This is a genomic window from Tardiphaga sp. 20_F10_N6_6, from assembly GCF_052076045.1.
GTDB classification, from domain to species: domain Bacteria; phylum Pseudomonadota; class Alphaproteobacteria; order Rhizobiales; family Xanthobacteraceae; genus Tardiphaga; species Tardiphaga robiniae.
Genome location: NZ_CP197239.1, coordinates 1,898,498 through 1,911,499, shown reverse-complemented (window position 1 = coordinate 1,911,499; position 13,002 = coordinate 1,898,498). Strand labels below are relative to the sequence as shown.

13 protein-coding genes are annotated in these 13,002 nt (G+C 60.9%); 6 read left to right on the top strand and 7 right to left on the bottom strand.

Going from position 1 to position 13,002, the window contains the following annotated elements; all coding sequences use genetic code 11:
• Nucleotides 1-33 precede the first annotated feature (33 nt).
• Both AB7813_RS09385 and AB7813_RS09380 read left to right on the top strand, forming a co-directional pair.
• Nucleotides 34-1,044 (top strand): hypothetical protein, encoded by a 1,011-nt coding sequence (locus AB7813_RS09385; RefSeq protein ID WP_439084219.1) that lies wholly within the window; start codon nucleotides 34-36, stop codon nucleotides 1,042-1,044.
• A 239-nt stretch (nucleotides 1,045-1,283) separates the two neighbouring features.
• A complete protein-coding gene (locus AB7813_RS09380) occupies nucleotides 1,284-3,752 on the top strand; it encodes a putative bifunctional diguanylate cyclase/phosphodiesterase (RefSeq protein ID WP_439064304.1) in 2,469 nt (822 codons plus the stop codon).
• A 7-nt stretch (nucleotides 3,753-3,759) separates the two neighbouring features.
• Here AB7813_RS09380 and AB7813_RS09375 read toward each other — a convergent pair whose 3' ends face one another.
• From AB7813_RS09375 to thrS, 3 genes are all read right to left on the bottom strand, one after another.
• On the bottom strand, nucleotides 3,760-4,326 hold the full coding sequence (locus AB7813_RS09375; RefSeq protein WP_439064303.1) for a nitroreductase family protein: 567 nt from the start codon (nucleotides 4,324-4,326) through the stop codon (nucleotides 3,760-3,762).
• A gap of 124 nt (nucleotides 4,327-4,450) precedes the next feature.
• Entirely contained in the window at nucleotides 4,451-4,663 is a 213-nt protein-coding gene (locus AB7813_RS09370) for a hypothetical protein (RefSeq protein ID WP_439064302.1), read from the bottom strand.
• Between the two features lie 4 nt (nucleotides 4,664-4,667).
• Nucleotides 4,668-6,701: a threonine--tRNA ligase gene (gene thrS, locus AB7813_RS09365; RefSeq protein WP_439064301.1), complete on the bottom strand. Its 2,034-nt coding sequence runs from the start codon at nucleotides 6,699-6,701 to the stop codon at nucleotides 4,668-4,670.
• A gap of 197 nt (nucleotides 6,702-6,898) precedes the next feature.
• On the opposite strand from thrS, the gene AB7813_RS09360 reads away from it, so the two are divergent.
• Nucleotides 6,899-8,023: an MFS transporter gene (locus AB7813_RS09360; protein ID WP_439064649.1), complete on the top strand. Its 1,125-nt coding sequence runs from the start codon at nucleotides 6,899-6,901 to the stop codon at nucleotides 8,021-8,023.
• Here the strand turns inward: AB7813_RS09360 and AB7813_RS09355 are convergent.
• A complete protein-coding gene (locus tag AB7813_RS09355; RefSeq protein WP_093762042.1) occupies nucleotides 8,020-8,346 on the bottom strand; it encodes a GrlR family regulatory protein in 327 nt (108 codons plus the stop codon). The two genes, AB7813_RS09360 and AB7813_RS09355, sit on opposite strands and share 4 nt — an antisense overlap.
• 139 nt (nucleotides 8,347-8,485) lie before the next feature.
• Between AB7813_RS09355 and AB7813_RS09350 the strand changes: the two genes are divergently transcribed.
• Entirely contained in the window at nucleotides 8,486-8,920 is a 435-nt protein-coding gene (locus AB7813_RS09350) for a DUF3574 domain-containing protein (protein ID WP_439083190.1), read from the top strand.
• Here AB7813_RS09350 and yidD read toward each other — a convergent pair.
• Nucleotides 8,917-9,255, bottom strand: coding sequence for a membrane protein insertion efficiency factor YidD (gene yidD, locus AB7813_RS09345; RefSeq protein ID WP_093762046.1), 339 nt, complete (start codon nucleotides 9,253-9,255; stop codon nucleotides 8,917-8,919). The genes AB7813_RS09350 and yidD overlap by 4 nt on opposite strands.
• Before the next feature lie 237 nt (nucleotides 9,256-9,492).
• Here yidD and AB7813_RS09340 point away from each other — a divergent pair, with 237 nt between their 5' ends.
• The gene (locus AB7813_RS09340) at nucleotides 9,493-10,431 is read left to right on the top strand and encodes a hypothetical protein (protein WP_439084220.1); all 939 of its coding nucleotides are present in this window, start codon (nucleotides 9,493-9,495) and stop codon (nucleotides 10,429-10,431) included.
• Between the two features lie 11 nt (nucleotides 10,432-10,442).
• Here the strand turns inward: AB7813_RS09340 and AB7813_RS09335 are convergent, their stop codons facing one another.
• Nucleotides 10,443-10,907 (bottom strand): iron-sulfur cluster assembly scaffold protein, encoded by a 465-nt coding sequence (locus AB7813_RS09335; protein WP_093762048.1) that lies wholly within the window; start codon nucleotides 10,905-10,907, stop codon nucleotides 10,443-10,445.
• 338 nt (nucleotides 10,908-11,245) lie between these two features.
• Nucleotides 11,246-11,776 carry a hypothetical protein gene (locus tag AB7813_RS09330; protein ID WP_439083191.1) on the bottom strand — a complete coding sequence of 177 codons (531 nt, stop codon included), beginning with the start codon at nucleotides 11,774-11,776 and terminating at the stop codon, nucleotides 11,246-11,248.
• Nucleotides 11,777-12,263: 487 nt separating this feature from the next.
• Here AB7813_RS09330 and folE point away from each other — a divergent pair, with 487 nt between their 5' ends.
• Nucleotides 12,264-12,986 (top strand): GTP cyclohydrolase I FolE, encoded by a 723-nt coding sequence (gene folE / locus AB7813_RS09325; protein ID WP_089264896.1) that lies wholly within the window; start codon nucleotides 12,264-12,266, stop codon nucleotides 12,984-12,986.
• Nucleotides 12,987-13,002: the final 16 nt, after the last annotated feature.

The window sequence follows — 13,002 nt, the reverse complement described above, 5'->3', positions numbered from 1 at the left end:
TTGCGAACATCCGGCCGGAGCGGACGGCTGGCTATGGTGCTGGGCCTCGCTCTGCTGCAGGCTGTTGCCTTGCCCCAAACCGCATCTGCGCAGTTCTTTTCGGACCGTCCGGCACCGGTTCCGCCGGGCTCGATCCCGGATGTCCCGTCGGGTCCGGCCATCAGCCTCGCGCCGCCGTCCGGTCCTGCTTCCACCCCCTTGTTGCCGGCGCCGCTGACGCAACCGCCGGTTGCCAATGTCGCCCCGCCTGTGCCGTCGCCGGTCCAGGCTGCTCCAACGGGCCCCGCACAGGGCGTGCTGGCGCTGACGGCGCGCTATGGCAAGGATATGCCGGTCATCAATAGCGGTCTGGTCTGGCGGGTTTATTCCGACAGGCCGGACGAGACTGGTGCCTTCAAGTTGATCCGCGAGGATCGCGGCGCCACGCCGAACATCGTGCTGCCACCGGGCAGCTATGTGGTGCATGTGGCGCTGGGCCTTGTGAGCGCTGTTCGTCCGGTGACCATCAAGTCCGAGACCGATCGTGAAGCGTTTGTGCTGCCGGCCGGCGGATTGCGGATCGAGGGCCGCGTCGGCACCACGAAGATCCCGCAGAACCAGATCTCGTTCTCGATCTACAAAGGCAGCCAGTTCGAAGGCGGCGAGCGCACGCCGCTACTGCCGAGTGTTCCTGCCGGCGATGTCGTGTTGCTGCAGGAAGGCACCTACTACATCATCTCGAATTACGGTGACGCCAATTCGGTGGTGCGCTCCGACATCCGCGTGCAGGCGAGCAAGCTCACCGACGTGACCATCACGCATCGTGCGGCTGTCATCACCATGAAGCTGGTGAGCGACAAGGGCGGCGAGGCTCTGGCCAACACCGCATGGTCGGTGATCACGCCGGCCGGCGACGTCATCAAGGAATCCATCGGCGCATTCCCGCGCGTCACTTTGGCAGAAGGCGAATATCGCGCCATCGCCAAGAACGAAGGCAAGGTGTTCGAGCGCCCCTTCAACGTCGTGAACGGCGTCGACGGCGAGATCGAAGTCATCGCGCGCTAACTGCTGCTCGCAAGCTACTCAACAATCTTCCAGAACAAAGATCTCGTTGCAGACAACACGCTTCAAACGCGAATGAATTGTCATGCGCGTGTCATGATCCTGAATCGCCAACTAACCATCGTGCCAGTTTGTCGCGTTATAGCAGGTCGTTGCCCTCCGCGGTCGCGGAACGTTTACATGACGTTAATCCCCATAGTCCGAATAGCACGTATCGCTACAAGTGTTCCGAAGGGGATGTCGTGATCGCGGCCAGACAGTTATCCGGAAGCCCGGACGTCAAGTTGTTCGACGACATTCCCGCCTTGCAACGCAAATGGCGGGCGGCCGTTCGTCCCGGCCAGATTCTGCCCGGCTATGAAGAAGTGATGCTCGGCAGTCTTGGGCGGATGGCCGATCACATCGTCCTGCTGAAAGTCGAAGGTGAGACGCTCGAAGTGTCACGCAGCGGCCGCTATGTGCAACAGTGGTTGGGTGACGATCGCTGGGGCATTCCGCTCGACGTGCTGGCACCTGATTGCGTGCGTGCGCTAACGGAAGCCGCAAACTGCGCGTTGCAGGCCAACAGGCCGCATCTGATGGTGGCGCATTGCGTGCGTGACGGTCTCGTCCACACCTATGACATTCTGGCGCTGCCGACAGCGTCACGCTGGGGTGGCCGGTTGGTCGGCGTCTATGTCAATGAGCAGGGCACCCGTTACAATCTGGTCGATGCGATCTTCTCGTCGACGGACGAAGGCATCGTGTCGCTTGCGGCAATCCGGGATTCCGCAAGCCAGGCATTCGACTTCCAGATCGTGCATCATAATCAGGGCGCTTCGCGCCTGCTGAAAGTATCACCCACCGACCTTCAGTGGCGCAAGCTGAGCGCGGGCGGTCACGCATTGTCGCTGCCGAGCGTGACGAAATGGCTGCTGTCCATGATCGCCAATGGCCAGAGCGGTCAGCTCGAAATCGACAGCGATGATCGCAACCTTCGGCTCAGCGCCACCGCTTTTGGCGACTTGGTGTCGCTGACTGTGTCTGACGTCACCGACATTAAGCGCCGCGAGGCCTCGTTCCGGCTGCTGTTCGACAGCAATCCGATGCCGATGTGGGTGTTCGATGCCGAGACGATGGATTTTCTCAGCGTCAATGACGCGGCTGTCGCGCATTACGGATACGATCGCGCCACTTTCCTCCGGATGCAGCTCAAGGAAATCTGGCCGCGTGACGAGTGGGAGCTTCATACGCGCGCGTTAATGCAACTCGGAGATATCTATCAGTCGGATCGCAACTGGCGCCACCTGAAGGCCGATGGAAGCGAAATCGAGGTGCTGACCTATGGCCGCCGCGTGATGTTCGAAGGTCGCGACGGCTTCCTCGTGGCTGTCGTCGACATCACCGAGCGTCGCAAGGCCGAGGCGCGCGTGGCGCATATGGCGCATCACGATGCGCTGACGGATTTGCCAAATCGTGTTTTTTATCAGGAGCGTCTGGCCCAGGCGCTCGATCACGACGATCAGAGCAAGCATGTCGCGGTGCTGTGCATCGATCTCGACCTGTTCAAGAATGTAAATGATTCCTTCGGCCATCCCATGGGTGACCGGCTGTTGAAGATGGTCGCCACACGAATGCGCACCGAGGTGCGTGGCAACAATCTCGCGGCGCGGCTCGGCGGCGACGAATTTGCCGTGGTGCTGGCAGCCGATATCACGCCGAACGAAGCCAACGATTTTGCCGCGCGGCTGATCGAGATCATCAGCGCGCCCTATGACATGAACGGCGTCGAGGTCGTGATCGGCGCCAGCATCGGTATCGCCATGTCACCGGGCGATGGCGATACCAGCGAAGAGCTGATGCGCAATGCCGATATGGCATTGTACCGCGCGAAGTCCGAAGGTGGCGGCGTGCATCGCTTCTTCGAGCGCGAGATGGATCGCCAGGCGCAGAAGCGCCGCGACATGGAGCTCGATCTGCGCAGCGCTTTCGCCGATGGCGACTTCGAACTGCATTACCAGCCGCTGGTCGATCTGACCGCCGATCGCATCACCGGATTCGAGGCGCTGCTGCGCTGGAAACATCCCGAAAAGGGCATGATCTCGCCGGCCGATTTTATCCCGGTCGCGGAGGATATCGGCCTCATCGTCACGCTCGGCGAGTGGGTGCTGCGCAAGGCCTGCGCCGAAGCTGCCAAGTGGCCGGACGATATCAAGGTCGCGGTCAATCTCTCGCCGGTGCAGTTCCGCAGCCGCAACCTGGTGCAGGTCGTGGTTGCCGCGCTAGCTTATTCCGGCCTGTCGCCGCATCGTCTTGAGCTGGAAATCACCGAGTCGGTGTTTCTTGCGGAAACCGAGGCCAATCTTGCGATCCTGCATCAACTGCGCGCGCTGGGCGTCCGCATCTCGATGGATGATTTCGGCACCGGCTATTCCAGCCTGAGCTATCTGCGGAGTTTTCCGTTCGACAAGATCAAGATCGACCGGTCTTTCGTGAAAGATCTGATCGAGCGGCCGGATTGCGTTGCCATCGTACGCGCGATCTCAGGACTCGGTCGCAGCATGAACATCACCACGACCGCCGAGGGGGTCGAAACGATCGATCAACTGGACTGGCTGCGCGCGGAAGGCTGCAACGAGGTGCAGGGTTTTCTGTTCAGCCCTGCCAAACCGGCGTCGGAAATCGAAAATCTGTTGCGCCGGTTTGGTAGCCAGGCGTCGCAGGCTGCGTAAATCCGGTTCAGAACCGGGTCACGACGTCCTTGAGTTCTGGCCGCGGTCGGTCCTCGATCACCTTGTCGGGCTTGCCGCCGACATGGATGAAGCCGGCCAGTCTTTCATTGGCGGCGAGGCCGAGGCCTTCGAGCACGTCGCGGTCATAGACCATCCAGCCGGTCAGCCAGTTGGCGCCATAACCCATGGCTGTAGCGGCCGATACAATATTCATGCAGCTCGCGCCTGCGGACAGTTCCTGCTCCCATGACGGAATCTTCGGATGCGGCTTGATGATGCTCACCACGCCGATCACCAGCGGCGCCTCCGTCAGTTTGTGTTTCTGCGCCTCGATCTCCTCGACCGGTGCATCGGGATTCTTCCGTGCGAACACGGTGGCGATGACGTTGCCCGCGCGTTTGCGGGCGTCACCCTCGAAAATGATGAAGCGCCATGGCGCCAGCTTGCCGTGGTCCGGCACGCGTGCCCCAATGGTCAGGATGGTTTCGAGTTCGGCGGATGAGGGGCCGGAGCCGGTCATTTCGCGCGGCTTGACGGAGCGGCGGGTCTTCAGGAAGTCGATGATGTCGGGCACGGGCAGTTCTCACAGATGAGGATGCGCAGAATTTGCAGGAATTGAATGACCGCTTACCACGCGAAAAGGCCCGCCACGAGGCGGGCCTTGCTGATTTAGACGGATTGTGACCGCGCGCATCCGCTTAGCTGACCTTTTTGTGCTCCGGCATCTTGGAGGCACGGTCCAGCAGATCACGGCCCAGATCCTCCAGCACGGCCCGCGAGGCCAGATAGAGGCTATGGCCACGCTCAGTCTCGAATGCCAGCGCGACCACGTCCGGCCTGTTGGGATCGGCGATCACCTGATAGGATCGGAGCGGATAGGCCTCGATCTCGATCTCTTCATCGTCGCTCATCGGCTCAGCCCTCTGCCAGTGCGCGCTTCACGTCGGGCGGTGTCGCCTCGTCGACCAGTGCGGCAAGGGCTTCTTCGAGCGAACTCACCTTTTGGCCATCGCTGCCGAGACGGCGCACCGAGACCTGGCCGGTTTCGGCTTCCTTCTTGCCGACCACGAGCAGAGCAGGGATCTTGGCCAGCGAGTGTTCGCGGACCTTGTAGTTGATCTTCTCGTTGCGCAGATCGATCTCGACGCGGAGGCCGGCCTTGCGCGCGGCTGCGGCGACGACCTTGGCGTATTCATCGCCTTCCGAGGTGATCGTTGTGACCACCACCTGCACCGGTGACAGCCAGAGCGGGAAGTTGCCGGCAAAGTGTTCGATCAGGATGCCAATGAAACGCTCCATCGAGCCGCAGATCGCGCGATGCACCATCACCGGCGCCTTCTTCGAGCCGTCGGCGTCGATGTAGAACGCACCGAAGCGCTCCGGCAGGTTGAAGTCGACCTGCGTGGTGCCGCACTGCCAGTCGCGGCCGATGGCGTCGCGCAGCACATATTCGAACTTCGGTCCGTAGAATGCGCCTTCGCCGGGGCTGATCTCGGTCTTGATGCGACCGCCGGACTGGCTCTCGATCACCGACAGCACGGTGGCCATCACGCGCTCGGCGTGATCCCACATCTCGTCGGTGCCGACGCGCTTTTCCGGCCGCGTCGACAGTTTGACCACGATGTCGCCGAAGCCGAAGTCGGAATAGGTCGACAGGATCAGATCGTTGATCTTGAGGCATTCGTCGGCGAGCTGTTGCTCGGTACAGAACACATGGGCGTCGTCCTGGGTGAAGCCGCGCACGCGCATCAAGCCGTGCATGGCGCCCGACGGCTCATAGCGATGCACGACGCCAAATTCGGCGAGGCGCAATGGCAGGTCGCGGTAGCTCTTCAATCCATGCTTGAAGATCTGCACATGGCCGGGGCAGTTCATCGGCTTCAGCGCAAACCAGCGCTTGTCCTCGGCTTCGTCGCCGGCGGACTGCGCCGCGAACATGTTCTCGCGGTACCATTCCCAGTGGCCTGAGGTCTCCCACAACACCTTGTCGAGGATCTGCGGCGCATTGACTTCGCTGTAATCGCCATTGAGGCGGCGGCGCATATAGGCGATTAGCGCTTGGAAGATAGTCCAGCCCTTGGGGTGCCAGAACACGACGCCCGGACCTTCTTCCTGGAAGTGGAAGAGATCGAGTTCGCGACCCAGTTTACGGTGGTCGCGCTTCTCCGCTTCCTCGATCTGTTTCAGATACGCGTCGAGGTCGTCCTGCTTGGCGAAGGCCGTGCCGTAGATGCGCGTGAGCATCGGATTGTTGCTATCGCCGCGCCAATAGGCGCCGGCCACCTTCATCAGTTTGAAGGCGTTGCCGACCTTGCCGACCGACGTCATATGCGGGCCGCGGCAGAGGTCGAACCAGTCGCCCTGGTAGTAGATCTTGATCGGCTCGTTGCCGGGAATGGCGTCGACCAGCTCGACCTTGAAGGCTTCGCCCTTGTCGCGGAATACCTGCTTGGTCTTCTCGCGATCCCAGACGTCCTTGGTGAACGGTTTGTCGCGCGCGATGATCTCGCGCATCTTCTTCTCAATCGCGCCGAAGTCCTCGGGCGTGAATGGCTCGTTGCGGAAGAAGTCGTAATAGAAACCGTTCTCGATCACCGGACCGATGGTCACCTGGGTGCCGGGCCACAGCGTCTGCACGGCTTCGGCGAGCACGTGCGCCGCGTCATGCCGGATCAGCTCCAGCGCGCGGGGGTCGTCGCGGTTGATGAAATCGATCTTGGCGTCGGCGTCGATCGGATCGGAGAGATCCGAGACGGTGCCGTCCAGCGCCATAGCAACGGTGCGCTTGGCCAGCGACGGCGAGATGCCCTTGGCAATCTCGAAACCGGTCGTGCCCTTGGCGAATTCGCGCTTGGCGCCGTCCGGGAAAGTAACGGTGATGTTGTTGGTTTCGGCGGGGGTGAGGTTGGCGAGGCCGAACTTGAATCCCGAGCCTTCATTCTCTGTCATGTCTTCTCTCCTGTGGCTCACTCCTGCACACGGGCGCAGGTAAGCGGACGAGCGGTATAGCAGCCGATTCGGGCGTTGCAACACCAGTCTGGCTGACCTGATTTGCACGCTTGGCTTGCAGGTTTGACTTGCATGCAGTTGCATCCATAAGATGCGATATCTTGACAGTCTCCCGCCCTTACGCGCCCACCGCACTCATGATCGGCAATTTCGTCACCGGCATCGGCCTGCTGGGGCCGACGGCGATGCTTGGCGAGCTGTCGGCGGGGCTGGGTGTCACGATCCGCGAGGCGGGGCTTTTGATCACCTTCGGCGCAGTGATGCTGTGCATCTGCTCGCCCCTGATGTCGTGGCTGACCAGCCGGATCGAGCGACGGCACATGTTGATCGGCGTCATCGCGGTCGTGGCCGTGTGCAATCTCGCTTCGGCCCTTGCGCCCAACTATGCGGTGCTGCTCGCTATCCGCCTGGTGATGTGCATCGCTGCGGCACCGTATACTCCGCAGGCGGCAGGCGTGGTCGGCATGCTGGTGCCGCCGGAGAAGCGGGGTAGCAGCGTCGCTTACGTCTTTCTCGGCTGGACCCTCGCCGCTGCGGTCGGTCTGCCGCTGGTGACGTTCATCGCCAGCCGCTTCGGCTGGCGCGAGGTCTATGGCTGCGTCGGCGTAATGAGTTGCATCAGTCTCGTGTTGCTGGTGTGGCGGATACCGCGCGGGCTGTTCGGCGCGCCTGTGGATCTCAGCACTTGGTCGTCGCTGGCGCGCAACCGGCTCGTGCTGTTGTTGCTGTCGATCACCATGCTGCAGATCGCCGGGCAGTTCTCGATTTTCACCTTCATGGCGCCGCTGCTCGAACGTCTCGCGGGCGCAGGGCACGACGCAGCGGCATCCGTCTTCGCGATCTACGGCGTCTGCGGTTTTCTCGGCATCATGACGGCGACGCGGATCGTCGATAGCTGGGGGCCGCTGAGGACCTCCATTCTATCGACATCGCTGGTGTTGGCTGGCATGACGGTCTGGACGCTCGGCGCAGGCCATCTGCCCGCGATGGCGCTCGGCGTCGCGATCTGGGGGCTCGGCTTCGGCGCCATCACCTCGATGCAGCAGGTCCGCTTGATCATGGCGGCACCGTCGGCCGGAGCGGCGTCGGTCTCGCTCAATACATCGATGCTCTATGTCGGCCAGGCGATTGGATCGGGCATCGGTGGCGCGCTGTTCGCCGGCGGATACTTCCACGCGTCGGGGTTTGTCGCGATGGGTTTCCTGACGACGGCACTGGTGGCCATCGCGTTCAGCCGTAAAATGTCGGGACGTGTCGCTTAGTCGCAGATGCGGGTCAGTTGCGCCTTGAACGGCACGCCGGGCAATTGTAGCGCACTGCCTTCGAAATCGAGCAGGTCGCCATTGACGCGACCGGTCAAAGCCAGTGTGACACCTTCAAAGCCGAACACCGACTTGAAGCTCTGATCCGGGTTGTAGCGTTTCGATGACACCTTGACAGAGATAGTCTCGCCTCTGTTTTGATAGTTGCCCATGAAGGCGAAAGCGGAGTTGCCGCCGCGCAGCTTTCCGCCGATGGCATAGACGACGCCGGTCCCGGTGCCATGAATAGTATGAAAATGTACTTCGTATAGGCCGTCTTCCACCTGAGTGCCCCGGGCAGTGATGTTAAGTGAAGATGAATTTGGCGAGATGAAGTGGCGGCACCCTATGGTATCAAATGTTATTCAACAATCCCACCAGTAGGCATTTTGTAAAAATAGCTTTGATAATTTGAGGTTTGGTGTGCCGCGACATATCCGCCAATTGTTCTCCGCATGCATTGCTACATTAACAGTCAGTGTGCTGATGAGCGGCTGTGCATGGCTGCCGCCGCAAGCCTGTCTGCCGCCGTCGCGCATCATGGTGTCTGCGGAGATGATCTTCGGCCGCAACATTGGCGATCGGCCTGGTATCAGCGAATCTGCATTTGCAAATTTCGTCGCAAGGGAAATCACGCCCCGCTTTCCCGATGGTCTCACCGTCATCGATGGAGACGGGCAGTGGCGCGACGGCGTGCGTCATGTTGATGTCCGCGAAAGGGCAAAGGTCGTTCTGATCACTTTCGCCGACGACGCTCAGAAACGTGCCGACCTAGTTGCCATCGCGGACAGCTATAAGCGGCAGTTCAGTCAGCAGTCCGTGCTCACGAAGGTCGGCAATGCCTGCGTAAACTTCTAGTTTGCGCCGTCATTGACACCGCGCCAGCGCGCGTAGCGCCACGGTGTGTACCAACGGGCATCGGGCGACAGCTTGACCGGCACGTTGTCGATACCCGACGTGCCCCATGGCTGGCAGCGGAGCAGCCGGGCCAGTGTCATCCAGCCGCCGGCCCACAATCCGTAGCGCTCGATCGCTTCGTCGCCATAGACCGAGCAGGTCGGGAGATGACGGCAATTGTATCCGACCAGCGGAGACAGCGTGTGGCGGTATATCCAGATCATGCCGCGACCGGCATTGCGCGGCAGCCGTTGAATAGTACCGACGCAGTTCGGGCACATGGATGAATGTTTCATGGTCGGATTGCTATCAGATCAGCCGGGTTTTGCCCGGTTCCTTTGCATGGAACCCATCTACTTATGCATTGGAGACACACCTGCCAATTTATTGCATGCAGTGCAGCAAAAGTAACTGGACGCTGCGGCGAAGCTCGTTAGGTTTTCACGTAACGCCCGTGTGACAGAATCATGAGCGTTGTTTGGGGCCGTTGCCATTGCTCATGAGAGTGCGGGGAAGGAACCGACTTGGGACGTATGAGGTCGCTTCGATCAGGTAGTTCGGCGCTGTTTCGCGCCGCGGCCTTTTGCATCGTTCTTCCCGGACTCGCGGCGGGCCTGCTGGCTTCGGCCGTGTCCTCTGCCCAAGCTGCAGCCGTTCTCGAAGAACGCAAACTCCCGATGCGCTTCACCTGGGTGGCCTGCGAGCCGAATTGCCGTGGCTGGATCGGCGCGGTGGGGATTGTCACCGGCGACACCGTCAGGGATTTCGACGAATTTTCCAAAGGCCGCGATCTGACTGACGCGACAGTGGTGCTGGATTCCAGCGGCGGCTCGGTCAATGACGCCATCACCATGGGCCGGCGCTGGCGCAAGCTTGGTCTGCGCACCACAGTCGGTATCACGGTCGACCTGCAATCGTCCTCGGGCGTCATGAAGCCGGCGGTCGTGCCGCAGGCTTATTGCGAATCTATGTGCGTTTTTCTGCTGCTGGCGGGCAAGACCCGCTATGTGGCCGAGGAATCCCTGGTGCGCGTCCATCAGATCTGGATGGGCGACCGCGCCGACGACCCGAAGGCTGCGAGCTATACGGCAAATGATCTGATGATCGTCGAGCGGGATATCGGCCGTCTCGCCAAATACACTTTCGACATGGGAGGCACGGGTGATCTCTTGTCATTGTCGCTCAGCGTGCCGCCGTGGGACGATCTGCATCGGCTTACGGAAGCCGAGCTGAAGCTGACCAATCTGGTCACCAGCCATAGTGTCGGTGATGTGTTGCCCGAGCCTCGCGAGCAAGAGGCGCCGGTTGCATCACTGGTGCCGAAGTCGGTACAGGATCGTTTCGTGAGCGGGCCGGAGAATGAAAACACCCCGGTCGCTTCGGCGCCGGTCGTGTCTTCGACGAAGTCGACCAAGACGGCCGAGGCCTCGGTGCCGACTGGCGGCGTCGCATCGGCACCGTCAGGGAAATAGCCCCGCTGGCGTTACGCCGGCGTCGGCTGGCTGGCCTTGGCGTTTGACTTGGCTTCAATCTGCCCGATGGCGTCCACGACCGCATCGAATGTGAGAAGCGTCGAGGCGTGGCGCGCCTTGTAGTCGCGGACCGGTTCGAGCAGGGCGATATCTGCCCACTTTCCATCCGATGGCGGTGCGCCGTTTTCCTTCAGCATCTTGCGCACGGTCTCGCGCAGCGCACGCAATTCTTCGGCGGTCGAGCCCACCACATGACGCGCCATAATCGACGACGAGGCCTGGCCGAGGGCGCAGGCCTTCACGTCATGGGCGAAGTCGGTGACCACATCGGCATCCATCGTGAGGTCGATCTTGACGGTCGATCCGCAGAGCTTGGAATGGGCGGTGGCTGACGCATCGGGGGCAGGGAGACGGCCCAGCCGGGGAATGTTACCGGCGAGCTCGATGATGCGCTTGTTATAGATGTCGTTCAGCATCTGGTTCGGACCTTAACTGTGCCATCGGTCACCGGGATCACGTCTTGGGCGCGCGAGGAATCTGGACTCTATATAGCGTCCATTCCATGAAATAAAAGATCAGCAGTTTCAATGGTCTGTGAGCAGTTATGTTTTTGGCGACGCACGGATTTTGCACGTCGCAGCCGTCCCCGTTATGTAGGGACACTCTAGCGACCGCCCAACATCTTCAGAAAGAAGGCACGCCGATCGGATCACATGCGATCCGTGATGGGAACAGATCCAAAGGCTCGATGCCTTCGATCAGCCGGCGCTCGTCCTTGGGACAGACAGAAAGAATCTCGGATCCTCCGCGCTGCTCATTCGCTTCCGCGGCTGACGTCGCGCCGAGCCTGCGCGCGCTTGTTCGCCTGCGACACCCTCCCAATCCGTGAAGGAGGAATCTTGATATTCCGGCGCCGGCTCGGGATGGAGCGCATTCCTTCACCAGGGCGAAGATCATTTTGGGGTCGAGAGAATTGCTGTGCCCGTCGCAGGGCCAATGCGCGTCTGGCGGCCTCTCCGAGTTCCTTTTTTGCTTCGAAGTTCTGCAGGCGCTTCAGCTCCTTGCTAACGCGTTTTATAGCAGCGACGAAGACTTGCTTGCGCTGAGTTGCATGCTCGGCTGTTCCGGAAAAGCTGCTGCCCCTCGGTTCGGCTTTTCCTCTTGCTTCGCGCTGTCGATGCCGCGCTAGGGTGTGCTCCTTGCCATGAAAATCCCGTAGCCTCGAACGAAGGCTCTCCAGCTTGTCGCGCGTTAATTCGCCGATGGCGGGATGATGAGTAGCAAGAACGATTTCTTGCTCGTCGTGTTTCAGAATGCTGATTTCATACTTGCAGGATGCCGCCATCGCCTTTTCCTCCAACCAATGCCTGGGTTACGGATCGTTCGCGCTGTTTCTGGCACCTCCCTCCGAACCTGCGTCCTCCATAAGAGTCGCGCGGGGAGCTGTTTGACGCGATGCGCGCTGCCAAGATTGTTCCTCCGTGCCGTTCTGAAGTATCGGGTCATCACCCTAGGCTCACATGGGAACTGCCCGCATTGCCCTTGAATGGCGTGCTGGGAATAATAGGAAAAAGACCAACGATTTAAATGTGATGAGTGGGTAGCCTGATGGCTGGCAACAGCCGTAATGGTCCACTATATAGGGCGGAGCCCGGCCAACAGAGCGCCGGGCGTTCTCCAGATCGCCGGAATTTGAGAATTCAGTTCGGCGGTCTCGGTGTTATTGTCGCAAGACGATGTTTTATTGACGGACTCAGGCGTCCGGCGGCCTTGCCGCCCCGTCTGCCCGGTGACACTCCGGCCTCCCGTGGGGCCGGTCGAACGGAGTAAAGATGGACGCTGTGATCAAGCCGCTTCGCGGCAAATCCCCGGATGGTAAATCTTCTGAAGTCAGATCTGCCGAGAGCAAAGTGCAGGAATTCCGGCCGGCGGAGCTCGATCCCGCCGAATTTCTGGCTGCGGCGGTTAATCCCGACCAGCTGCGGCCCTCGCGCGCCGAGGCAGAGCAGGCGGTGCAGACGTTGCTCGCCTATATCGGCGAGAATCCGCAGCGCGAAGGCCTCATGGACACCCCGCGACGCGTGGTCGAGGCCTATGACGAGCTGTTCCAGGGCTATCATCAGTGCCCGGCCGAGGTTCTGAATCGGACCTTCGGCGAGACCGCGGGCTATGATGATTTCGTGCTGATCCGCGACATGGCCTTCGTCTCCCATTGCGAGCATCACATGATGCCGTTCTACGGCAAGGCGCATATTGCCTATACGCCGGTGGAGCGCGTCGTGGGTCTTTCCAAGCTGGCGCGTCTGGTGGATATCTTCGGCCATCGGCTGCAGACCCAGGAGCATCTGACCGCGCAGCTGGCTGCCGCGGTCGATGAAGTGCTGAAGCCGCGCGGCGTTGCGGTGATGGTCGAGGCCGAGCACACCTGCATGTCGGCCCGCGGTATCCGCAAGGAAGGCTCACGCACTTTCACCACGCGTTTCACCGGCAATTTCCGCGACAATCCTGCCGAGCAGGCGCGGTTCATGTCGATGATCCAGTCCATGTCGCGCTAAACCCACGTCGCGCTGA

Coding starts and splice junctions, on each gene's coding strand:
- AB7813_RS09385 (WP_439084219.1), top strand. CDS start 34: ATGGTGCTGGGCCTCGCTCTGCTGCAGGCTGTTGCCTTGCCCCAAACC.
- AB7813_RS09370 (WP_439064302.1), bottom strand. CDS start 4,663: ATGAGCGACGATGAAGAGATCGAGATCGAGGCCTATCCGCTCCGATCC.
- thrS (WP_439064301.1), bottom strand. CDS start 6,701: ATGACAGAGAATGAAGGCTCGGGATTCAAGTTCGGCCTCGCCAACCTC.
- AB7813_RS09360 (WP_439064649.1), top strand. CDS start 6,899: ATGATCGGCAATTTCGTCACCGGCATCGGCCTGCTGGGGCCGACGGCG.
- yidD (WP_093762046.1), bottom strand. CDS start 9,255: ATGAAACATTCATCCATGTGCCCGAACTGCGTCGGTACTATTCAACGG.
- AB7813_RS09340 (WP_439084220.1), top strand. CDS start 9,493: ATGAGGTCGCTTCGATCAGGTAGTTCGGCGCTGTTTCGCGCCGCGGCC.
- AB7813_RS09335 (WP_093762048.1), bottom strand. CDS start 10,907: ATGCTGAACGACATCTATAACAAGCGCATCATCGAGCTCGCCGGTAAC.
- AB7813_RS09330 (WP_439083191.1), bottom strand. CDS start 11,776: ATGGCGGCATCCTGCAAGTATGAAATCAGCATTCTGAAACACGACGAG.
- folE (WP_089264896.1), top strand. CDS start 12,264: ATGGACGCTGTGATCAAGCCGCTTCGCGGCAAATCCCCGGATGGTAAA.